The 26,099-nt window shown below is 43.7% G+C and carries 4 protein-coding genes; 1 reads left to right on the plus strand and 3 read right to left on the minus strand.

Annotated features, from left to right (window positions below; translation table 11 throughout):
* From JEY82_RS02930 to JEY82_RS02940, 3 genes are read right to left on the minus strand one after another with little or no spacing between them, the layout of a single operon-like run.
* Positions 1–22,461, minus strand: coding sequence for an Ig-like domain-containing protein (locus JEY82_RS02930; RefSeq protein ID WP_304082388.1), 22,461 nt, complete (start codon positions 22,459–22,461; stop codon positions 1–3).
* Between the two features lie 38 nt (positions 22,462–22,499).
* Positions 22,500–24,158 carry a TolC family protein gene (locus JEY82_RS02935; RefSeq protein ID WP_304082390.1) on the minus strand — a complete coding sequence of 553 codons (1,659 nt, stop codon included), beginning with the start codon at positions 24,156–24,158 and terminating at the stop codon, positions 22,500–22,502.
* A 55-nt stretch (positions 24,159–24,213) separates the two neighbouring features.
* Positions 24,214–25,281, minus strand: coding sequence for a hypothetical protein (locus JEY82_RS02940; RefSeq protein ID WP_304082392.1), 1,068 nt, complete (start codon positions 25,279–25,281; stop codon positions 24,214–24,216).
* 573 nt (positions 25,282–25,854) lie between these two features.
* On the opposite strand from JEY82_RS02940, the gene JEY82_RS02945 reads away from it, so the two are divergent.
* Complete coding sequence (locus JEY82_RS02945; RefSeq protein ID WP_304082394.1) at positions 25,855–25,989, plus strand: hypothetical protein; 135 nt, start codon at positions 25,855–25,857, stop codon at positions 25,987–25,989.
* Positions 25,990–26,099: the final 110 nt, after the last annotated feature.

Consider the following 26,099-nt stretch of genomic DNA (forward strand, 5'->3'; position numbering starts at 1 on the left):
TCAAGCTAAGCTGTCAATATGTTCAGGTTCAACAGGCGGGGTGTCAACTCCGTCAGTTGTAAAATGAGAGTTTTCTTCTGCCGGTCCATCACTTTCAGCCGGAGGTTCACTGGAACTTTCAAATAAACTTTCGTTTTGGACGGCTTCTGACAGTTCGCTTGCAAGCACAGAAAAGTCATATGTCTGATCGCCTGCTAAATCAACAACCTCACCACTTGTATTTAAAGCTTCAAAGTTGAGGTCATAAGTTCCTTCACCAAGCTCATCAAGGAAGTCGTAAGACCAACTGCCATTCTCTCCATCTACTGAAATTGTTTCTTCAATGACAATATCAGGATTGTTGTCTCCGTCAGTATCCCCTTCAATAGTAAGCTTTATTTCAGTTACATCAGAATTATGAACAACTCCTTCTATCGTGGGAGTGTCCGTGTCGGCAATGTCATCACCATCTGCATCGGAAGATTCAGAGAGAGACATTGATGATTCTTCGCTGCTGTCTGCTTCGTCATCAGGAGTGTCCGCTTCTGGCTCGTCAGTGGAATCCGAGGAAGGTTCAGACTCTTCCGGAGCGGCGGCATGTACCTCTTCTTCAGGAGAAGGATTGCGGTCCGGTTCCGAATCTGGTTCTGCGTCAGGCTCTGTGTCCGGTTCAGGTGCGGCCGCGTTCATCATCATAGGAGCCGCCATTGCACTCGATGTCGGTGCAGGTGCCGGCGGAGTTATTCCGTCAGTTGTATCAAGATCTACAACAGTCTGGGCAGATACGTTACCTGCCGGGTCCAAAACTTCGGCAGTCACATAGTCATATTCGGAAATTTCAGGCAGGGAAACAGCAATACTACCTGAGCGCTGGGCTAAGATTGTTATGACTTCACTCGCATCACTACCGTCTATGCCGTGGAATGTCAGTCTTACCTTACACTCATGGTCTTCCGCTACTGCAAATCCGGTGTTACCGACAAGCAGGAGGGTTCCCCATGCATCCACCAGATTCAAAGTTGGAGCCGCCAGAACTTTATCGTAAACAGTAAAGCCTATTGAACTGTTACTGACGTTACCGGCGAGATCTTCTGTGTGAGAGGTCGCCACGTAGTGAGCGTTGTCAAGAGAACTCAAATCTCCTTCACCGAAGTTAATTTCCCAATTACCGTCAGCATCAAGTGTCAGATTATCCTGTGTGAAAGTTTTGAAAGCCGCACCGTCTTTAGTGATGGTGATGCTGTATTTTCCCGTATCGGTGACTATCCGTCCGTTTAAACTGAGATTTTCATCACAGGTCAGATTGTCATTATTATGAAATCCAAGGTCATCAGCTGCTGGTAAATCAATTGAGGTGACGGGATTTTCAGTGTCAACAACCAAATTGAAGGACTTGGAGTCTGCGTTATTGTAGTTACCCGCTGTGTCACTGAATCGCACTGTTACTGGATATGAGCCGTCGACCACCGCAGGATCGACTGTGAATTGAACAATACCGTCTTCATCTGTGTCTTTTGCCCAGTGTCCACTGAAACCTGCTCCGCTGATGGAAGCCCATGTTCCCTTTTCCACATTAATTTGCAGAGTGGGATTGTTTACATTGGTTATGAAGTCGCCTTGAACTCCGCCGTCCTGCAAAAGAACAACAGGGGTATCCTGAATGAATGGATTATTTGTATCAATGGTTATGGTCAGGGGAGAGGATTGCTCTACATGTCCTGCCTGATCCGCTGTTACCAGTTTATAGATGTGTTCCCCGTCTGGAAGATCATCGTCAGGTGTGTAGCTCGCATAAGTACCGTTGAACACGTCTGTTTTTACGAGCACATCATTTAAAAACAACAGGTAAGTTGCTCCGTTGTCTCCATATAAGGTGAATGAAGGTCTGGATGTGTTGGTAATATTATCATGCAGATAGCTGCTTAGGGACGTTCCAAACGGGCCGTGATCCGAGGACTCATGCATATCAATGGATGTAGATCTTGTCTGGGTATCTATGGTTACATCAAGTGATGGAGTGTGAAATTCATTACCTGCCATATCTACAGACGTAACAACGAAAGAGTAAGACCCGTCCGGCATTACTCCGGTGGGGTAGGTCCATTTTCCGCTATCATCCACGATGAACACATCGGATTCACCATAAAGTTCGCCACCATTATAGTAGGTGGTTATTTTTATTCTTGAGCCTGCTTCGGCTGTTCCTTCCAACGGAAGATTGTTCACGCTTGTGAATCCGTCTTTATGGGAGGAAAAGTTATCCGGTAAATCTGATATCTTAGCCGGAAGTGGAACAGATTCAACCATTGTGTCGGCACTGTCCGGCAGATCCACAAAAGGCATATTCAAAGTAGAGTCAACTTTTAAAGATTGCTCAACACCTACAACAGTGTTGCCGGCTTCGTCGGTGTTGATGATTCTGATGGTATATTCGTCATTAGCCAACTGTGGGAAAGTGAAAGCCCAATCTCCGTTAGTTTCCATAGCTTCTGGGGTAATTATTCCCATGTTGATAAATTTGAAGCCGCCGGGAGATTCTGAGTCTTCAACTTTTCGTTGAACTTGAACAGTACTGCCGATTTCAACAGAACCCTCAATAGTAGGACTGGCATAGTTAGTTTCCCAGTCCTTGTAGGTTTCAGTGTTAAAATCTATTCCTTCTGCAATTTCTTTAGGGGTGCGCCATTCATTATCAAGACCTGTGTCAACATTTTCAGCAAGTCTCAGAGTAGATGCTGCTGTCCCTGAATCTATTTTCAGTTCAAACGGTTCGGATGTATAAGTTGTTCCGTTAAAATAGGTACTTTTGACGTAGTAGGAGTAATCACCGTCGGCAACTTCTCCTTCTGAGTTTTCAGGAAGATCCCATTTCCATATACCGTTACCGGCAGATCGGACAGTTGTAACGAGGGCATTGTTTTTGTCGTATATTTCAACATCTGTGAATGATTCGGCAATACCTGTCAGGGTTACGTCTTTATTAATATTTGTTATTCCATCTAGTAAAACATTGGAATCATCTTCTTCGATCAAACCGATGGTGGGCGGCTCAGGGTCGACCGCACTGACCAGAAGGCTGGTAGTGCTTGTACTGCTGTTACCGGCATCGTCTGTACTGGTTATGATCGCGTCATAAGGTCCGTTAGGAAGTTGATCCGAATCCGGAATCTGATATGACCATTTGTTGTCCGTACTATCTACTTTGAAAGAGTATTTTCTGAATTCATCCTCTCCACCATACGCTAGTGTCACAGTAACCGTTGTTCCGTGTTCAGCTGTTCCGGAAAGCATCGGAGTAACATCTTTGGTCATATTCGGGGTTAAGGGATCAATATCCCCACCGGTTCCGAATTGCATGGTAGGAAGCTCTGGATCTACCGTGTCTATAGATACTACAGTTGTGACAGTTCGCGTATGCCCGGCTTTATCTTCCGAAACAACGGTGATTTTATATGATCCGTCACCGGTTGTAATGCTTGGAGTATAATCCCATGAATTTGTATCGTCTGGGAGTATAAATTCTGATTTTAAACTGCCGCGTTCTGTACTTTCTTCCGCTATTGTTTTGGTTTCATATCGTTCGCTGACAAAGACCTGGATAGCACTTCCGGCTTCGGCGTTTCCGCCGAATTTAGGTGAAGGTGTATTTGTCAGACCGTCTGAGTTTGAAATTCCGGAATCTGAATCAGTATGAAGCTGAACAGAAAGTTCCGGAGTATACGAAAAGTCAACAGTTATAGGCAGTGTCGTTGTACTGGAATTTCCGGCACGATCAGTACTTACTATAGTATAAGTGTGATCATCGTTCGTCAGTTTGTCGACTTGCTTATAAGTGTATGAGCCTGTGTTTGCTCCCGGTTCAAGGGTAAATGCAGGAGTAGCTGAACCGTCCAGGAATATTTTAACCTGAGTATCGGCTTCTGTTGTGATCTTGAACTGCGGAGTTTTGGAACTGGTTATGTTATCCGTATCGCTTCCAAAGAATGTTCCTTTGGAGTCAAACGCTTCCAACATATCTACGCCTGGTTCCATGGGGTTCACAAGGTCTACCGTATAACTGAGAACTTTATCTACGGTATTTCCTACGCTGTCAGTTGCCCGCAGGGTGTAGGTATGTGTTGTTGTCGTTCCGTCTGTTTCGGCAGGGAAAGAAAATGTCCAGTCTCCGTTAGCATCTACTGCTCCGGCTGAATAAACAACATTCTCACCATCAAGAATTGTGATAATAGAACCGGTTTCTCCGTTGGTCCCGAGTATCGTTACAATCTCTGTATTTACTATGTTGTCATTATCAAACAGTCCGGTGTCGGTTGCAATTTTAAAATCAAAATCTGGCAGAGCTCCGTCGATGGTCAATGTTTCTGAATGGGTGGAAGGATTTCCTGCTTTGTCCTTCGCTTCAATCACGATTGTGTATGACCCCGTATCAAGGGAAATGTTGGCCTCAGAAAGTGCCGGTTCCCATATGCCATTTGCCGGAGGTGTGTTTTCCGTGAGAGAGTAAAGGGTATCACCATCGCTGTTAAGGATGGTGAGAACTGCTTTGTCTGAATTAGGTTCCAGAGTGATATGAAATGTCGGGTCAAGGACACTTGTTTTCATATCGGTGTTGGATATACCGGTATCGTGGGCGGAAACAAGAGCGATAACCGGAACATCTCCAGCTTTGTCTATTGTTACAGTGATCGGATTCGAGTGTTCGGAAAGATTGCCAGCCACGTCATAGTCTTTGACAGTAACGAGGTGATTCCCTTCAGAAAGGGCTGCCTTATCGGCGGGGAAGGGGAGTTCCCATTCTCCGGCTGCGTTAGCTGTAGTTGTTCCGTATAGTTTATAGTCAACGTAGACCTGTACTTCAGTATTGGCTTCTGCTCCGCTACCTTTGAGGTCGGGAGTGTCATCACTTGTGTAACCGTCAGAAGTATTTTCACCTGTGTCGGAAGAGCTTGTTACTTCCGTCAGTAAAAGATCTTTATTCGGTGCGGTTGTATCTATTACAACTACACCTGTTATAGAAGCCGTGTTTTCAGCTTCATCCTTGATGTCGGCTATGAAAGTGTTCTCTCCTTCAGTCAGATTCACTTTATCAACTTTTATAGACCAGTTACCTTCGTCGTCAGCCAGAGCTGTATGTGAGCCTGCCAGTATCTTGTTTCCGGACCCATCTTCCCAATATAACGTAACAGTTGAACCCGGCTCGGTTTTACCTGTGATAGTCGGGTTTTTGTTGCTGGTAATATTATCTGTAGTGTCGCCGGTATTGGAGATAGGATCGGAACTAAGTAAAACTTCACCTGTTGGAGAAACTGAACGGTCGATCGTAAGTGTTTTTTCAATAGAAGTTTTGTTGCCGGCAACATCCTCTGTTACAACTTCGATGGAATTGTCGCCGTCGTGAACAGAATCTGCAGGCAGGGTGTAAGACCAGTTTCCGCTAGCGTCGACTGTTAGGTAACCGTCCCCTTCGGTATTAACTTGACCTTTTTTGACGTAAATATAGAGACGGGATCCGCCTTCGGTAGACCCGGTTAAAGTCAAGTTTGCAACATTACCGTTAGTGGTCCAGTCTCCTTTGGTACCTGCGTCGGAGTCGTTGTGCAGGTTAACTTCAACAGCAGGGCCGATGTTATCCACGACAAGGTCACTGACGATTTCTGTGGCGGAAATGTTGTCGGACACATCTTTGAAAACAGCTTCTACCCTGTAATTGCCGTCATCAAGGGATTCTTCACCGGGGATACTCCATATATTGTTTCCGGTTGGGGAATTTACCGTGAAGGTTTTAATCAGAGTATTGTCATCTTTGTTATATACTGAGATCGTTGCAGTTAAATCTTCTTTTGCGATCCAAGTAAAAGTTGGTGTCGCATTCTGCGTGTTATGGTCATTGTTTTCAAAACCTGAGTCGTTTCCATCTCCGGCAAGCATATTAAAGTCGGTGGAATCTACGCTTTTATCAATTTCGAAATCATAAGTAGTGGTCGCAGAGTTACCGGCGTAGTCGGTTGATTTGATGGTGGCTGTATAGTTACCTTCATCAAGTTTTGCCTGACTGTCAGGAACAGCGTATGTCCATTCACCAGCTCCGTTTGCGGTTGTTGTCCCGGTTTTACCGTTGATAGTTACTTCAATGGTTGATCCGGCTTCCGCCTTACCTTCAATTTGCGGGCGGGTGACATTGGTGATGGCATCATTTAATGCTCCGGAATTGGATATATCGGAGAGTGATACTCCTAATATCTCTTTTGCGTAGGTATCAACATTGAAAGTATAAGTCACTGTCTGCGAAGAATTACCAGCCTCATCTACCGCTGTTACGGATATGTTGTGTTCTTCGTTGGGGGTAAATGTGGTGTTGTCGTATGTATATGTGCCGCTTGCGTCGACAATTGGAGAATCTACGGTTACGCCGTCTACTTTGATATTAAGCTTGGTTCCTTCTTCAAGGTTGGTTAAGTTGAACGAAGGTCTTGTGGAATTTGTGTATACACCGTCGTTTATGCCGTTATTGATATCAGCATGAGCGGTTGTCATGGATATTATCGGGTCAACTGGGTCAACGCGATCGACAGTGACTGTGATATTTTCTGACGTTTCAGATTCATTCCCTGCAATATCGATGGCTTTTACATAAAATTTATACTCGGTATTATCGGGTATGGAACTCTTAGGAACAGTGATACTCCAGCTTGTCGCATCATCAGTAAGGGTTACTGAACCTACAGGTGTATCCACTCCTTCGATATAGAGATAAACTTCGGAGCCGGCTTCAACTGTTCCAGTCAAAGTTATATTATCTTTGTTTGTTAAATTGTCGCTATCGCTACCGAAAGCGAAACTACCATCTTTATAATTTGAATCGGAAGTAGTCTCGAGATCAATATCACCGGGTTTGTCTATTTTCCTGTCTATTTCAACGGGAACAGATGCTGATGAATTAGGGTTTCCGGCATCATCTTCAGTTTCGATATGGAAAGTGTAGGAGCCGTTAGCATCAATCTGTGTTTTGTCGGCATTGTCAGCATGGGCTGAACTGCCGATTGTGTAAGTCCAGTTTGCGTTTTCAGCAACAAAACTTCCTACTTCTGCTTTGGCTCCATTTTCATAAACTTTATAGACAGTTACAGTGTCTCCTAAATCCGAAGTTCCAGAGAAAACTAGATCCGCTGCGTTTGTGATATTGTCGTCGTTCTCACGTCCGAGGTCCGATTCCGTATTTAAAATAAAAGTCGGGTTGGTGATTTTTCTGTCTATTTCAATAACAACATCAGCATGGCTTTCGTTGCCGGCATTGTCAGTTGTTATACCTCTGAAAGTATAGAACCCGTTGTCAAAAGCTGAGGCATTCATTTCAAGAGACCAGTCAGAACCACTTGTTGGATAGCTAATGTGTCCTTCCACTTCTGTCAGCGAGTTATCGCTGTTCACAAGGTAGACTTTAAATTTACTGTCACCAGTTAAATCTGTGTCACCGCTGAAATTCAGTGTGGTGGCGTTGGTCAGATTATCGTCGCTTGTGCCTTGTCCGCCCATGGTGTCGGAATCAAGATTGATGGTGGTATCTGCGATAGTCCTGTCGACCGTGATATCAAGAACATCGGACCATGTTTCATTTCCGGCTTCATCCTGAATGCGGACTTTAAAGACATGGTTTCCTTCGCTAAGGTTGTTGTCGGCGAGTGCATCATTGTCATTAAAAGTATAGCGCCATCCAGACCCGGCGTTATACTCGGCTTCACCTATTTCGGTAGGTTCTGCTCCGCTTACTTCAAATAGGGTGACGGAAACTTTGTCAGAAACTTCTACGACATTGCCGATATTCAGTCTGATAAGCTTGGAATTGGTTAGCGAATCACTCTTGTCGGCAGAGTTGGAGGTGTCATCCAGCTCCAAAGTAGGTTTTTCAGGGTCTACACGGTCAGAAGTTACAGAAATGGTTGCCGGAGCCGTGTTGCCAGCCAAATCTTCTGCAACAGCGGTGAGATCCATTACTTCATATGTATTATCTGTCGTATCGACTTGTGCTGTCCATGTTGTTACACCGTCGACCGTTGTGACAACTGCTGTGGCTACATGTGTGCTGTCATTAAAAGTGTCTGCGCTGTTGTAAATTTTTACAATGCTTCCTTTTTCAACCGTTCCCGTGAGATTGAGAGTTTCAGCATTGGTAATAGAGTCTGTATCAGACCCGATATGCTGACCTTTCGAGTCTGAGTCGGTATGAAGGTCAATATCGACGGCAGGGGGGCTGTTATCAACCACAACTTCCTGCACTGGGGATGCGGTAATGTTGCCGGCGTTATCTTCCACCAGAATCTGATATTTATATGTTCCGTCGAGATTATTAAGGTTGTCTCCGCTGAAGGTCCATGTCTTGTCTGCGTTGATGGTAGCTTCACCGAGAGCTGGTATTGCTTTGAGTTGCTCGGCGGTGTTCTCTCCGTTTACAAGGTAAACATGTACGGAAACATCATTCGCCCCTTCGTCAAGTGTGCCTTCAAGTACGATATTTGTAGCACTGGTAATATTATCATCAGTGTCACGTCCAAGGTCTGTTGCATCAGTAAGTGAGGGGGCGTGTGCAACAGGTGCGGTGCGGTCTATGGTAATGTCCAATTCTTTTGTCAAAAAATTACCCGCAAGGTCTTCTGCAACGGCTATAATTTTATAGCTTCCGTCATTTAGCGCAGTGGAAACATCTTCGGGTATGTCAATGTTCCATTGTTTGTCACTGCCGACAGTATATGTGTACTCAATTGCAGTCCCTTGAACAGTCAGCGTTACGGTGCTTCCGGCATCAGCTTCACCGTCAAAAGAAAGAATCTTTGCGTTGGTCCGGTTGTCTGTATTTGATCCATCAGGCTCGTTACCCGAAGAATCTGAAATATCCATAAGATTTAGACTTAAAGTCTCAAATGTTCTGTCGACTGTTACAACCAGCTCTGTCGATTCATCGGACTTGTTACCTGCATTATCAACTACATATGCAGTGAGTTTGTGTTTATCTTGTGTTGGAGTATAGCTGTAGGTCCATGTGTTTGTTCCGTTGTCTATGGTGGCTTCACCTACAAAGACGTTGTCATCATAAAGATAGACAGACACAGCGTCACTGTCTTCTGCCACAGCTCCGGTAAGAACCAGCGGAGAGCCTTGTGTGTTGTTATCCTCGGCAGATGAACCTGTGTCGCTTCCGGTGGCAATATTGACTGTGGTTGCATCAGGAGTGGTGCGGTCAACAGTTATGTCATGTGTTGAAGTCTTGTGGTTGTTAGCGTTGTCTTCCACTCTAGCTTCAATGGTAAGCCCCTTGGTCTCTCCGTCAGCCACGTAAGAACTGACATCTATTGTGGTGGACCAGTTGCCGGAGGCATCAACATTTATTCCGGCAACAGATCCGACCGAAGGGTCTACTTCGGCGATAAGTACTGTTCCGATATATAAAGAAACTGTGCTGTCTGTGTCTATTTTCCCGGTTAGTTCCAAGCTTGTATTTTTTGTAGTGTTATCAAAGTCTGTTCCGGTATTTGCACCGTCCGGGTTTTCGAAATAACTGTCTGATGTCGCTTCAAGGTCAATGGTCGAAGCCGAAATCTCTCTATCTAGGGTTATGGTGAGATCTGTAGAATTTATATTTCCTGCAATATCAGTGGCAACGGCGGACAGAGTGTATTCTCCGTCGTCAGCGAAATCTGCATCTCCGTCGATATTAATCGCGAAGGTGTAATCTCCGGTGACTGCGTTTGTTATGGTAGCGTTACCTAGTGAGCGTGTGCCGTAGAATATTTCAACAGTGCTGTCTGTGTCAGTTGAACCGGAGAACTGTAGGTTTTCAATATTGGTAAGGGTGTCCTCAGGGGTTCCGACGTTTCCTATAGAGTTTGAATCAAGCTGAAAGTTGGGTGCTGCGAGTGTCCGATCGATTTCAACAGGAAGTGCGTCAAGAGTCGTTTGATTTCCTGCGTTATCTTCAACCACGGCCGAAAATGAATGATCTCCTTCGGTTATGTAGTTTAGCACAGAACCGTCATTGCCGACAGTGAAGCTCCACTTGTAACCATCGGTTGCATTTCCGGTTACGTCTGCAAGGCCGAGTTTTGTTGTACCATCAAAGATTGTTACTTTAACAGCTTCGGCACCTTCTGCACCTTCTGCAAGAGTTCCGGTTAAGAGAATCTCTTTAGCATTGGTAATTTCATCGTGTCCGTCTTTTCCAAGGTCGGAAGCATCAGCAAGGTCAATGATTCCGGCAACCGGATTTACATCATCGAGAGTAAAAGAATATTCTTTTAAATCTGTGTTTCCGGCTCCGTCGGTAGAAACCGCAACAAATGTCAGGTCTGTAGTCTGTCCGACATAGGTTGAGGCTGAGGCATCAAACGGAACCAGTGACCAGTCTCCGTTTGAGTCTACAGTCGAAGTGCCGACATAAAGATCATCACCACCGGATACTTTGAGAAAAACTTCGATGGTACTGTCAGAGTCTCCGCTAACACGCAGATTCAGGATGTTTCCATTACCTTCAACGAATCCGGTGTAATCATCCCCGACAACTCCGGCAGGGCCGCCTGTTGTATCTGTGCTGCTGTCGAGGCTTATGTCCGGAGTATTGATATCCCGGTCGACTGTTACGGCTAATGGGTCAGAATAAGTTGTGTTACCTGCTTTGTCCTGCACGAGAACACTGAAATTATATTGGCCCTTATCCAGTTTCACATTGGTGTCAGCGTAATTGTAAGTCCATTCACCCGTAGTAGCGTTTATGTCAGCCTGTCCGACAATGTCGTCACCGTTTTTAAGGTAAACAACTACATCGTCATTTGGATCGTTTAACCAGCCTTTGAGTACAAGATAGTCTGAGTTGGTTATATTATCCGCTATACCTGTGTCGCTATCGAGTGAGATTGCAGGGTCACCGAGTTCGGGAAAATCTTTATCAACAACCAGTTCAAGGTCAACAGTCTTGTCATTGCCTGCAATATCGACAACTTTTGCTTCAAAAGTGTAGGTGTCTGAATCTTTCACCCAATCACTGTCGACGGCATATTCCCATGTTCCGTCTGTTGCAGTGACTGTGCCCAGTATATGCGTAACACTATCACTGTCACTGCCTGTTACAGAGATTGTTACGGAGCTGCCTTTTTCGGCATTACCTAAAAGTTTAAATTTCGTGAGCGATGTATATTTGTCTGTGTTGTCGCCGTAGTATTCACCATACGTATTATGATCCTCAAAAAGTTCAATAGTCGGGTCTGTAAGTTCAGTGTCGACCGAGACTGTGAGTGATGAGGACTGATTAGTGTTTCCGGCATTATCTTCAATGATAACATAGAAGCTGTGATCACCGTGTGTGACATCAATATCGGGATATTCCCACACGTATTCTGTTCCCACGAGGGATATAGTAGCTTCTCCGGCGGCTTTGGTCCCATCAACGTACAAAAATACCGCAACAGGGTCAGTTGTCGGATTATATGAAGCAAATTTACCTGTGAGGGTAATCTGTTTAAGTTTGGTTATGGTGTCACTTTGGCTTCCGGTATTGCTTGCATCTGCCAAGGTAATAGACGGAGCGTCAACAATTGTTGTGTCGCGAGTCACAACAAGATTTTCGGTCGCGGACCTGTTACCTGCGGCATCAACAGCGACAGCAGTAAAATTGTATTTGCCGTCAGCATCACTGGCGTCAAAGGTTGCGGTGTGTTCCCATTTGCCGTGAACATCTGCGGTAACGGTTGCTATGTAAGTTCCGTTCCTGAATATTTCAACAGTGGAATCGGCTTCGGCATTTCCGTTGAAAGTTGTGTTGAAAAATTTGGTCTGGTTGTCCTGAGCTGTTCCTTCGTTACCGTAGGAATCAGACGTATCGAGCATGTCGATGGTTGTCTGATCTATGGTGCGGTCAAGGGTAACCTCAAGAACGTCCGAGACGCGGCTGTTGCCCGCAGTGTCGGTAACCTTGGTGACAAAATCATGTTTGGCGTTAGCCAGGGATGAAGCGTCATAGGTTAACTGCCATGTGCCGGTGGCGGAAATATATACAAGATTACCGGACTCTACAGTAAGCGCCGCGCCTATGGGGTTTCCGGATGCGTCGGCTTTGTAAAGTTCGACAGTGTTTTCCTGTCCTGACTTAATATCGAAAACAAGAGTTCCATCCGCACGAGCCTGTGTGATTTTGTCAGAGTTCGACCCCACATCAACGTGGTGGTCTGTTACGCCGTAAGTATCACTTCCGGCTTGAAGGTCTAATTCAGGAATCTGAAGAGAGTTGTCATAATTCACGACAAATTGTGTTGAGTCGGAATAGTTTCCGGCATTGTCTACTGCCCGGGCGACAAATGTATATTCAATTTCACCTTCTGAAAGATTATATTCGAAACTCCATGTCCCATCGGTAACAGAATCCGCATCTGCGACATAAACTAATGTCCCGGCACCGTTTACACGGTAGATTTCAACACCAACAGAACCGTCGGTTTCTGTGATTGATCCAGTGAGCACGACCGGGTTGGCATTGGTCAGTCCGTCAGTGTGGTCGTCTCCTGTATCGGTCGCCATGGTTAGCTGGATATCAGGAGTGCTCGGTGGAATTTTGTCAAATTTTATATCTATGCTTGATGTTGCAAGGTTGTCTGCAATATCTACAGATTCGACCGTATAAGTGATAGTTTCAAGACCTGCATCTCCGTAAGTTCCGGTAGAAACATTAGGCAGTGTCCAGTGTCCGGTGGCGTCGGTTGCCACACTTCCGATAACGGTATCACCGATAGAAACAGTTATATACGTTCCGAGATCGGCAGTGCCTTCAAGGACAATGGTATTCTTATTGGTCAGATTATCTACGGAGGTTCCAGTATGTCCTTCGGAGTCTGATACGGTTGCCAGATCAATGGTGACGCCGCTGTTTAATCTGTCAAAAGTCAAATCCAGATTCTGAACTGAATCAGCAGTGTTTCCGGCGTGGTCAGTGGCTTTAGCAACAAATGAGACTTCTCCGTTAAGACCGGAGACATCAAGATCTTCAAGAGTCCAGTTACCGTCTGCATCAGGAGTAAGTGTTGCAATCGGATTTATCAGATCGTTGGTATTGAATATTTCAACAGTACTGTCAGTGTCCGTAGTTCCTTTAAGGGTGATAGTAGTTTTATTTGTGATATTGTCAGTGTTGGAGCCGAGGGTTCCGATACCGAAACTGTCCGATTCATCTATAAGGTCAATGGTCGGGGGTGTTACATCGCGGTCAATCAGAACTGAATATTCATCAGATTCTGAGTGGTTACCTGCAACGTCTTCGGCAACGGCAATAAATTTGTATGACCCTTCATCAATGCTCCCGTAATCATAAGACCAGGTAAAAGTTCCGTTACCGTTGTCAGTGATGGTAATATCATTTGTTCCGTCAGCGTCGGAATCAGTTGCACTGTTGGCAAGTTCTGTTCTGGTTGTACCGTCGATTTTGTAGATGGTTACAATCAGGTCATCTCCGCCTTCGGTGACAACTCCTTTGAGGGTGGCCTCAGTATGTTTGACGATGGCATCATAAGTTGCGTCAGTTGACCCGTCCATATTATCAAGCTCAATGGTGGGTACTGCGGGCAAAGTGCGGTCAACATTAACAACAAGATTTGTTTCAGCTGTGTTGTTCGCTTTGTCACTGGCAACAGCTCTGAAATTGAGAGATTCTTTTCCAGCCAGTCCGTTATTTGTGGAGTCGTACGAATATTCCCACAAACCGGTAGTGCTGTCGGCGTAAATGGTACTAAGCAGTGTTTCTGTGCCGTCTGCAACGGTCAGATATAGATCGATAGGATCGCCTAATCCGGCTGTTCCTTTCAGAAGAAGGGTCTCGGATTTGGTGTAGTTGTCATGATCATTCCCGATTAAATTATGAATTTCCGATGTATCGGAATCTTCATGCAGATCAAGCGTCGGCTTAGTCGGTGGAGTTCTGTCGATTGTTATGCTGATGCCTGCGTCGGTTGATATATCCTCGACGTTTCCAGCTATATCAGTAGCTTGAGCTACAAACTTGTATTTCCCGTCGTTATCAATGTAGGTGTTTTGAACTTCAAAAATCCAGTCTCCACCAACTTTCGAAGCAAAACCGATGGATGTGTATGTTGTTCCGATAACTTTGAAAATTTCAACAGTTGCGGTGTCCGAACTGCTGTTGATTGTAAGATTCAGAGTTTTTTCGTTTGTATAATTATCAGTATTTTCCCCGCCGGCCTCAGTATCAAAGGAGTCGGATTCGTCATTAAGGTCAATACTTGATGAGGGTAGAATATGGTCGATAGTTACTTTTAGCGGAGTTGCCGAGTCTATGAAGTTTCCGGCATTATCCACTGCTCTGGCGTAATAATTGTGTTCTCCTTCGGCTGGATCATAAGTGAAGGTCCATGACGTTCCTACTACGGTTGCCTGTCCGATGGAATTTATGTTGCCTTCTTCAAATATATAAACAGCTACCGCGTCCGGGCCTGCATCATCCGGGGACAAAGTCCCTTTTAAGGTGACGGTGGTTGCGCTGGTTATATTATCAGTGTCTAAAATTCCGAGATCGCTTGCACTGTCTAGGTCAACCTGAGTGGCAGCCGGAGGGGTGCGGTCTATCTCAATACTGAATGGGTTGGTCTGCACCATGCCGGCTAAGTCGGTGGTATGAGCTGTGAATTGGTAAGTTGCATCATCGTAATCCGTTGCATCTATTTCAATAGACCATTCACCCGTAAGTGAGTTTGCAATTACAGTGCTTCCGACCTGTGTGCCGTTGAGAGTTATATATACTTCGGAGGAACCTTCGGTCACACCTGTGATCAGCAGTTTGTTAGATGAAGTGAGAAGGTCGTGATTAGTTCCTATATTACCGGATGTATTTGTGCTGGTATCCAGAGCAATAGTAGTTCCCGCATTGGTACGGTCAATTGTTACATCAAAGATTTCAGAGGTTGTGACGTTTCCGGCAGCATCCTCAACTTCAATTTTGAAATTGTATTTACCTTCTGCAATGGAATCATAATCGTATTCCCAATATGAACCGTTAACATCTGTTTTTATGTCCGCAGTACTTTTAAGAATTCCGTCTTGAAATACCCGGACTTCAACAGCGGCTTCGCCGAGTCGGCCTGTGAGGACTACATCCTCTGCTTTTGAAATGTCGTCGTTGTTGAATCTTCCGCTGTCAGTCTCATCGGAAAGTCCGGCCTCCGCTTGAGTGGGAGGGGTGCGGTCGATTGTTACACTTTGAAGAATGTCATCCGAGACGTTACCCGCAATGTCTTCGGAGCGGGCATAGAAATTATGCACTCCGTTATCATAATCCGTAGCGTCAATAGCTTTGGTCCAGTTGCCGTTTTTATCGGCAATGGTATAGCCTATGATATTTCCTTTATAAACAATTGATACTGTTGAAAAAGCTTCCGCATCTGTTCCGTCAAAGGTTAGGAAATTTTCATTAGTGAGGTTGTCTGTCTTGGTTCCGCCGGTACTTGCCGGACCTGTGGAATCAGAGGCAGAGTTTAAATCAATGGTCGGATTCTTTGTGTCGTAATCTACTTCAACAGTAAGAGTGTCGGAAACAATTGATCTGTTTCCAGCGTAATCTTCGACTACGGCCGTAAACTTGTGAGTACCTACTCCAGCTTTAATGGCGTCTGCTGGATAGGTGTAGCTCCATGTTTTTCCGTCAATGATAGCTTCCCCGAGATAGACTCCGTCTTCATATATATAGACGCTGACTGCGTCTTCAGTCTCAGTAATATTCCCTTTCAGCTTTAAGATCTTTGCATTTGTGATGTTATCAGTGGACGATCTGCCGAGGTCCGATGAACCATCAAGATCAATGGTACTTTTTGTCGGATCTGTTGTGTCCAGAGTAATTTCCAGAGACTTGGAAGCGGAGTTGTCAGCTTTGTCCGTAGCAGTGGCTGTGAATGTGTAGGTGTCATCCACAAATCCGGTGGCATCGACTTCAAAAGTCCAGTCCGTTCCATTGTGGGCTATTGTTGCAAAACCTAGAGATTCATTGCCCCTAAAAATTTCAAGAGTTTTTGTGTCGGAATCGGTTGTTCCAGTGAGCAGAAGTTTAGAATCTCCGCCACCGCTGGTGTACATATCACCCGCAACACCGTTACTGCCGATGGTATCATCAGCAGGGTCGAGAATCATTGTCGGAGCATTTATTTCTTTGTCGAGTTCTATCTCAAGCATACTGGAATTTGCAGAAGGGTTACCGGCTATGTCGGTTGATTTTACAACGACTTTGTAAGTTCCATTCGTAGTTCCAAGGCCGGAAGTCTGATATTCCCAGTTTCCGCTGTCGTCTGCTTTTACAGTGTTACCTGTATTGAGTTTTACTGTCGTATTGTCAGGCTTGGTTACATAAATTTCGATAACACTTTTAGCTTCTGCTGTTCCGGTTAGCAGAACATTACTAATATTGGTTATATTGTCCGATGTGTCACCGGAATTGGAGCTGCTGTCCAAAACTACTGTCGGTTGAATTGTGGTCCGGTCAATTACAACGGGCAGTTCGTTTATTTCAGAAACATTACCTGCGGCGTCAGTTGCAGTGGCTTTAAAAGTATAAGTTCCATTTGAACTTAGTGCGGAGTTGGGTATTTCCTGTGATACCCAGTTTCCGGCTGCGTCAGCAGTAACGGAATAGGTTATGCCGTTCAGAATCAAATTAACGGTGCTGTCCGGTTCAGTGGTTCCTTTAAGGACGAGAGAATCTTTGTTGGTGATATTATCACCGTCGATATTGCTGTCATATCCGTCAGCAAGTTCCATGAACGGTTTTTCTGGAGCACCAGTATCAAGATAAATATTAATGGTTTTAGTGGTGACATTTCCAGCTCCGTCTTCAGCTTCGACTGTGACGAAGTTTTCTCCTTCGTTCAGAGAAACTGTGTTGGGGGCGAAAGTAAAATTCCACGCTCCATCTGGTTCAAAAAAATTATGCTGTTCACCGTTTGCAATGATCTTGAAATATAACCCTTTATCACCGCTTCCGGTTAATGTTGCAGTGGGTTCATTGGTAATATTGTCATATTCACCGGAAGACAGCCCGTCTTCAAGATTTACGCTGAAAATAGGATCTATTGAGTCATAGGTGAACGTTATATCAGTCGGAGTGGATTCATTTCCGGCGAGGTCTTTGGATATGACTGTATAAGTGTGCTCACCCTGAGTCATGTTTGAATTAAGCACAGGGTGATCACTGAGGTTCAGTTTCCATGTTCCGTTGGGATTAAGAACAGCTTCATATTGGTTGTTTATGTCTTTATCAAGCGTAACCAGCACTTGATTAACTTCATCCCGATCAAATGTTCCAGTCAGGTCTGCAACGTTGGTAATATTGTCGCTGTCAAGACCGGAATCTGTGAAAGCCACACCGGGGGCGGGCGGATTCACTGTGTCGATAATCAAGCTCGGAGTAAGAGTTCTGCTTGCGGTATTTCCTGCTTTATCTTCTGAAGTGATAGAGACTGCATAGGTTCCGTCATCCAAATAGTTTCCGTTATTCAAGTCAGATGGAATGTCGTAGTGCCATGCTCCATGTTCGTCCGCAGTAAGAGATATAGATGGAAGCCCCCCAATGGTAAGGGTCAACTCTGTGTTCGCTTCTGCTGTTCCTTCCAAAGTAGGTGTTTTTATAGAAGTGCAGTTGTCGTCTTTAAAATTGGTGTTGTCGTCACTGTTCAGTTGAATTGTCGGTGTCGCAATCTCGTTATCAATGGTTATTTCTATTGTTTTGACAACAGACTTGTTACCCGCCAGATCTTCGGCAAAAACTTTTACGGAATACTTACCGTCTTCCAGATTTAAATCATTCTGAGCGATTTCCCATTTACCGTCAGCACCGACACTTGTGTCTACTAGTACTGCGTCATTAACCTTGGTTCCGTCTTCTTTATATATATTAAGAAATACATGAGAACCTTCTTCAACTATGCCTGTGTAGGTAGGGTTGGTGTCCGTTGTGATCAAGTCATCATTCGACCCTGAATTGGAATCATCATCCAGATCGAATGCCGTAATCTCAGGAGGTGTTTTGTCAATAACAAGTTGATACGGTGTTGCTTCATTGGAAGCCATGTTACCGGCGATATCTTTAACTTCGACTATTACAGTGTAGTTGTTTTCTGGGATTCCTTCCAATTCCGTAGTATATAAATTGGGATCAGAAGATGTAGCATTATCGATCTGAAATGTTTTTACCAGATTGTCTTTGGGGTCAAATACTTTTACAGTGACAGTGCTGTTTTTTTCTGCACGTACATCAAGATATGGGCTGGCAACATTGGTAACCCCGTCAGTTTGATCTCTTCCCGAATCACTGTGATATTGTATATTTACACTGTCGAGGTGAGTATTTGTGTCTATGGTAACGTTGAAATCTGTTCTCGTGAGGGATTCATTTCCTGCAACATCAGTTGTGTTGATGGTGTAGGTTTTGTCTCTGTCTATTCCTATTTTTGGAAGATCGGTAGTCCAGTTACCAAGGTTATCGGCTACAGCTTCCCCTACCTTGATACTCCCATCAAAAATTCTAACTGTGGAGTTCGCTTCCGCAGTACCAGTGATGGTAATAGGATCAATGTTTGTAATGTTATCCCCTAAAAGTTCGCTGTCTGTAACAAGAGTTACATCTGCCGGAGCATCGGGAGGAATTGTATCAATTGTAAAATCATAAGTTGCATCTTCAGAAACGTTTCCTGCCGCATCAGTGACTTTAACCGTTAAAGTATATTCTGCTGAAACGAGATCATTTTCAGGATGCCAGTCCCATTTACCGTCAGCTCCTGTTCTGAAAGAATCATTGCTGACTTCTGTTCCGCTTGAATTGGTGAGAATTATTTCTACTCTGGCGTTTTTTTCACATTCGCCACTGAAATCAGGTTTGATTACATTTGTTATGTAATCAAGTTTGGCGCCTGAATCATCTGCCGGATCAAGCACAATAGAGGAAACTTCAGGCTTTACGGTATCTATTTCAAAACTGATTGACGATTCTTTTGTATTAGATGCGATGTCAGTTGCTTTGACAGTTGCGGTATACTTGCCGTCGTCAAGATTTTCAGGGTTGTTAAGATACCATGTCCCGGAGTTTTGCCCGAGATCGTATGTCTCAACTGTTGCACCACTTTCATTTTTAATGACGACTACAATCTTACAGTCCGCATCGACGTGACCTTTAAAATGAGGATGATTCATATTGGTAATCAGCAATGCGTCTGATTGGTCTCCATGATCATCTGCTGCATCCATCTCAATATCGAGAGTGCTGATACTGCGGTCGATTGTTAACGTTTCGACCTTTGTTCCGGATGAATTTCCGGCCTGATCAGTTCGGGTTACTTTTATTTCGTATTCACCCTCGCTGTAATTTTCGAGGTCGGAGGTCCATTCTCCAGACACACTATCCGGAATGGCTGTGTAAATTGGTCCACCGTTAATTTGTATGGAAATTTTATCTGTAGGATCTACGGTTCCGCCCAAGGTGACGGTGTCGCTGTTAGTGGTCCAGTCTATGGGGTCGCCGAGGTTGCCGGAATTTGTAAGCAGTTCAACATTTGGAATAGTGGGGGCCAGAGTATCTATGACCAGAGGACTGAGCACCGCCGCCGGTGATTTGTTTCCGGCTGCGTCTGTTGCAACAACGGAAACCGTGTAAGTTCCGTCTCCGAGTGTGTCGGTTCCGTAGTTGTTATAGATCCAGTTTCCGTGTGCATCGGTAGTCACATCTGCGGTATGAACAACTATTTCCTCACGTTCAAAATCAAGAGTGACCGTAGAGTTTTTTTCGGCTTTACCTGTTAATTTTGGAGTGGAATCATTTGTATAATCATCGGTTGCATATTCAGGATTTTCTGGAAAACCTGAATCAGAGGTGGCAGCAAGATCAACAGTCGGCGCAATCGGTGCTGTTCCGTCAATAACCAGAGTTCTTTCTAAAAAGGCTTCATCGGATTCATTGTCAGCCACGTCTGTAGCAACGGCCTTAATAGTGTAGGTTCCGTCTGTTAAATTTGAAGAGAGAGAAGAAGTGTTCCATTGTCCGAGGTCATCTGCTGTTGCTGATGCTGTCGCGACAACAACTCCTAAGTTATTAACAACGGAAACAATAACCGTACTGTCTTTTTCTGCTGAGCCGCTGAAGAGGGGAGTCCTTTCGCTTGTAAGAAAGTCTCCAAGAGTTTCTGTGTCGGAAAGTGAGTTCAGATTGATTGTCGGTAAATCAGTCTGTGAATCAATTGTCAGATCAAGTGCAGCCGACTGCACTGAACTTGTTCCGACGTCATTTGTAGCCGCTGCGCGTATTTCGTATTCGCCGTCCGTCAGGTCTACCGGACTTGTCCATTCCCAGTTTCCACCGCCTTTCATTGTCGCGGAGTATTCCGTGATTACACCGGTTGTTACGTGCGTAACATATACCGTAACTTCAGTGTCCGGATCAGCGGTACCTGTTATAAGGGGCTTCTTGAAAGATGTTATGTTGTCTGTGGTTATTCCTGAGTCAAACGCGGCAGGCAGGTCCAAAGTCGGCACTGTCGGGTTTGATGTATCGATTGTAAAAGAATATTCAACAGTCTCTTCATTTCCCGCATAATCAGTAAGAACCAGCTTGGCGGTGTATGTCCCGTCGCCGCCATGCAGGGTGGGAAGTTGTTGTGTCCATGTTTCGCTGCCTTCAGGAATATTAACGGCATGCAGTGTGACAACGCCGTCCGGACCTTTGACCGTCAGTTGTCCTGTTGATCGTTCTTCTCCGGTTCCGGTAAGGATAGGATTGAGAATATTGGTTATGCCGTCGATTGCGCCGCTGTCGGAGCCTGCCGCCAAAGTTATTGTCGGATCAGGGCTGACATCTGTATCTATGACAAGCGTATGTTCAGTAGGGTGCTCACAGGTATTTCCTGCTAAATCCACAGCAGTGGCAGTTACTTGATAAGTTCCGTCAGAAAGTTCTCCTGAAGGATGAATGAGGTCAAGATTTAAATCGGCAGTGGATAAATTCCAATTTCCGAACTCGTCTGAGGTCGTGGTTCCAACAAGTTTTCCGTCAATAGAAAGTCTTATTTCTGAATTTTTATCAGTGGTTCCTGAAAATTCTGGAGTGGTGTCTTTTGTAAGCCAGTCTAAAGCATCTTCACCGCTGTCTTCAGTTAAATTTAATACAGGTGCAGCCGGTCGCGTGGTATCAATGGTTACGTGATGAAGATAGGCCGCTTCGCCATCGGAACTGGTGTTTCCTGCAAGATCAGTTGCGGTTAATTTAAAGGAGTATTCTCCTTCCGGGAGTTCTTCTGTAAGTGTGTATTTCCATGTTCCGTCTTCTCCTATCTCGATGGGGGTAGTTGTTTCGATTTCAATATAATCACCACTGCCAACTAATAAATAAGAAAGAGTTAGAGTGCTGTTCGGGTCTCCGCCTGTCCCCTGTAAGGTCGGAGTAGTGTCTTTTGTATAGTTGTCGGTTGCATAGTCGGGATTTGATAATGTTCCTGTGTCTGATTCAGGAGCGAGGTCCAATGTCGGGACCGGCGGAGGGGTAAGGTCGATTACCAGTTTAAATGAGGCTGAACGGGCGGACATTCCACCGATGGTGGAAACCGCGTATACAGTGTGATCTCCCTCATCAAGAGAGGGTATGCTGGTGAAAAGAAATTTGCCGTCTCCGCTGGATGCGGTAGTACTTTCTACAAGTGTTCCGTCAACATAAATTTGGACAATAGAATTAGGTTCGGCTGTACCTTCAAAATCCGGCTCTACTTCATTGGTGACATTGTCAGTCTTGAGTCCGCTGTTGGTATCTTCCGTAAGATGCAACATCGGGGTGGCAATTGTTTTGGGAATGACAGTTACCGGATTACCACCTTCGTTTTCATTAGGGTCGGCATTTTCAGGGGCGGAAGTACTTTTTACCGGTTCAACACGATCAATTTTCTCATTTTGAGTTTGAAAATGTCCGGATCTTGTGGAGGTATTCGGATTGAATGGTTGTTCTAGATTATCGTTTGCCCCTTCACCGTTTTTTTGCTCGAGTTCTTCCTGATCCTGCATAAGTGCCTGATTCAGATCTTGAGGAACCTCTGCCTGTGCGGGGGGGGTCTCGGGGTCTTTTGATCCTATTTCTTCTGAAACATTGCCTTCTTTTTCATCTCCGCTGTCTTCGTCCCGCTGGTTGGCATCCCAGATAGTTTCTTCTTCGTCGAACCTTTCCATGTCGGGGATTTCTGCGCGAGTGAAAAGTTCATGAGATTCGAGGGCTTGTCCACTGGCAAATTCCATGCGGACATTGCCTTCAAGGCTCATTATGTTACCGACAAATAGAAAAACCTGTTCTTGATTGTTGCCATCAATAAGAACGAGGTCCGCTCCTCGGAGTTCAAAAGTATAGTCGTCTGGAGACCCAGTTACGTTATAAATCGTTGAAGGAGCGATTCTCTCCTGTGATGCTGTCTTTTGTTCTGCCATGACTCCCCAGTCCTCCTGCGCTCCACAACGCTAATTTATTATAAAAAACCTTTTTCTATCGGTAAGTTAAGAACTTCTGCAAGTCGTCCTTCTTCTAAAATAATATTCAAAGTTGCCCGGATTCTGGCAAATCGTGCGTTTACTTCTCTTACTGCCGCACTGGTCTGTCCTTCTCTTGCTGTAATAAGGTCCAGCAGAGTTCGTATTCCGAGATCAAACTCGCTTAAGTAAAGGCTCATCAAATAAATGCTTGAATCATAGGCTTCTTTTGCAAGCTGGTATTCTTTTGCAGAAGAGTCGTAAGAGTTAAATGCATTATCTAAAATGTTTTTGATTTCCAGTTCGGTTGTATGTTTTGTCGCTTCCAATCTTTTTAATATTGCTTCTTCTTTTTTTATCTTTTCGTCTGTAGCAAATCCGTTAAAAAGATTCCAATTCAGTGTTAGTTGTGCGTCAAAAGAGTTTTTGTCGTCATTGTGTTGTTGCATCTCATTTTTTGCCTGTAATTTATAACCTAGAGATGGAAGGTATTCTGTCGATTTAGCTGAAATAACCATTTTCTGAGATTCTATTTCTGCTTGGGTTGCTCTTAAGCTTATATTAAAATTTAATGCTCTGGAATAAGAGTCTTCAGCATTACCGAGTATTCCCACTTTGAGTAAATTTACATTCGGTTCAATATCTGTGACCGATTGTTTTATTATGTTTTCAAGAAGTACTTTAGCCGTCTTGAATTGTTCATTTTGAATGACAAGTTGTGATTCAGTCGATTTAAGAGATACTTCTACTTTTTGAGCATCAGCTTTGGATGAAATACCTGCGTTGTATCTTTCCCAAAAGGTTTCAAGCAGTTTTTGGTAAAACTGCAGCGAATTTTCATAAACCCGTAAAAGTTGTTTTGCCTGTAAAATGGTCAAGTATGAATTTATGGTAAGGGCGGCAATATCTTCATTTGTTCTCGCAAAACGTAATTGTGCACTGTCTGCTTTCAGTCTTGCGCTTGCAACTTCGTCTTGCAGTCCACCGAAGTTAAAAATGGTTTGAGTCATGGATACTGAGCTGTCGCCATATTCCGTGATATCGGTTTTCAGATCATGCTTAGGTCCAAGGTTAGCTTGAAAATCAATGCGCGGATAATAGACGCTTTTAGAAATATTGTAGTTGGCTTCTTCTTCCTGTCTGGTCGCTAAAGCTCTATCTATTAATGGATGGTGTATCACTGCAAGGCGGCACGCCTCGTGTAACGTAAGTACAGCGCCTTTGTCCGTGGAAGCAGGGTTTGCTGTCGTAGAAGCTGTTGCGTTTTGTGTAATCTCTGGTTTGGCTACTTCTATTTGAGTTGCATTGGAGACCGATGGACCCGTTTGATTCGCCGTAGATTCTCTTTTAATCGGTGTCGCATTGGTATCAAAAAAGTTTATATCGTCTGCACTGATATATTCTTCATCAACATTAATTTGAGAGAGCGCGTTTGAACCCGTTTCTTGAGCAGGTACCAAATCATTCTGGGCAATCTGTGTGGAAAGTTCATTTAAAGAATTCGAAGGATTTTGTTTTAAGTGTTGTGCTGTGTTGCTATTAAGTTCTGGTTTTGTTTTTAGGTCAGGAGTGACAGCATAAGCGTTCCCGTTCAAAGGAAAAAAGGGGGCGCATATTACAAAAAGAATACAAATAATATTAAAAGTAGCCTGAAACATTTTTCACCATAGGGTTATTAAAAACTGAAGAATGAAGTGTTAAATAGAAAAATTTTTAACTATCCGTTTTTTTGGTTTCAAGGGCTTGCTCAAGAGCTATGACCATCTGTCGGGATTCTTTTATAAGCCGTCCGGAAAGTTCATTTCCAAGTTTGACTTCTTTTGTTGTTTCGATGGACTGGTCTTGGACAGTTTTCATTACTTCTGCTGAACTTTGCTGCAAAATAGTCATTTCAAGTAAAAATCTATTTGTATTAGTTAACGTTTCGATAAGGGCTTTGTTATGTTGGACAAGTTGTTTTGAAATAGCTTTAAGCTGGCTTGATAATCCTTCATCTGAAGGAAAGTCTAGAGAGTCCTCAGAGTCAGTTTTACAGGCAAAGTTAGTTTTTTGGTTTAGCCAATTTTCCAGTTTACTTTTGAGCTGATCATGTATCCGGCTTAAAAAAATGGAAAGAATGCCTACAACTCCGCTACCTGCAAGCCCGAAGAGCGATGTTGAGAAGGCCGTTCCCATACCCGCCATGGGTTCTTTTAACTGTATGATAAGTTGAACCATAACAGTTAAAATGGAGCTGTCTCCTGTATCGCTGAGTCCTCCGGCAAGCGCGCTTAATATCTCACCCATAGATTGTAAGGTAATTGTTAGCCCTAAGAAGGTACCCATAAGCCCCAGTAAGACGAGGAATCCACCCAAAAAAGAGACTAGAGAGGTTCTGGACGATATGCTTTGTTCAAGTCCTTCAACGATAGATCTAGTGTCACTTGAAGAGTTTACAAGAATATATCCATTCTTTTGAACGGATGAGATCATAGGTTTTAATACTGTAGTAAGGAGGCCGCTTTTATAATCTTCTGCGTCGAAAGATGATTCTGAGGGGTTTTCACACCACTTGGTAAATTTTTCAAATATAGATATTTCATAACAGACAGAGACAATATAATGAAAGACTAAATAAATACTGCCAACGATAACGGTTGTAATAATTGAATTAATTGGAATTGAAGTCTTAAATAGTGACGTTATGAAATCGAAACTCAGCACTACTCCAAGCAAAAGCGTGGCTAAAAATGCAATAGAAAAATATAAATAAAGTTTATATTTGTTAGATTCTTTAAACATTATATAAATCCTAATAATATAGAATGTTTGCATTGCAAACATTCTAAGATTTGTAGTAGATTATTGTGACTTTAATAATAAAATCAAATGTATTTAGAAGAGCCCAACCCCTCGTTTCGAGTATAGGCCTTATAACGCAGCAATGTAAAGCTTAAGGGCTTTATTTACTTGATAACACGACTCCCTATCATGTTCAAATTTATTGTCAATAAAAAACTATAAAAAATAACTGAATAGTGTTTTGAGATCAATTTGTCGGTAGAAATTGTGTAAAATTAAAAAATGTAGAAATAATTATGGATATTCACGATAGGGTGAAGCTTTTAAGATTCAGCAAGATCTAAATGAAAAAATGGGTAAGTTTGAGCAGATTAGAAATGGTTTTGAGTCGAAGTCTAAGAAAAATATTAATAATAAAAAATTGAAGGAATATTCTTTTAATCAGTTTGTTTGTCTGTTAAAAATCAGTCTCTTAATTCAGGACATATTATTATAGATAAGAGTTCTGTTTAATTTATCACGGAATATATTAACGGTTAACTAAGTAAAATATTCCTTTCAGCAGAAGGACATATGATGGATTGGTGGGGAACACTTCCGGTTTTTTGGCAAGGCTTTATTGTTGGCGGCGTGGTTGTCCCGCTTTCTATTGTGTTAATTGAGATTGTTGTAAAAATGGTCTTGTCCCGGAAAGTCATACTGAAATAAGGTTATAGCTTCTAATCTTATCTTTCTAAATAAAGCTGTTAAGGATTTACGTTGTTAATGCACCGTGAACCCTTTTTTTATAAGTTATAATTGCGAATTTTAATTGAGTT

It is taken from the genome of Maridesulfovibrio ferrireducens, from assembly GCF_016342405.1.
Taxonomy (GTDB): domain Bacteria; phylum Desulfobacterota; class Desulfovibrionia; order Desulfovibrionales; family Desulfovibrionaceae; genus Maridesulfovibrio; species Maridesulfovibrio ferrireducens_A.

Bases quoted from the DNA above. Each gene is read 5' to 3' on its own strand.
- JEY82_RS02930 (WP_304082388.1), bottom strand. From the start codon at position 22,461: ATGGCAGAACAAAAGACAGCATCACAGGAGAGAATCGCTCCTTCAACG.
- JEY82_RS02935 (WP_304082390.1), bottom strand. From the start codon at position 24,158: ATGTTTCAGGCTACTTTTAATATTATTTGTATTCTTTTTGTAATATGC.
- JEY82_RS02940 (WP_304082392.1), bottom strand. From the start codon at position 25,281: ATGTTTAAAGAATCTAACAAATATAAACTTTATTTATATTTTTCTATT.
- JEY82_RS02945 (WP_304082394.1), top strand. From the start codon at position 25,855: ATGATGGATTGGTGGGGAACACTTCCGGTTTTTTGGCAAGGCTTTATT.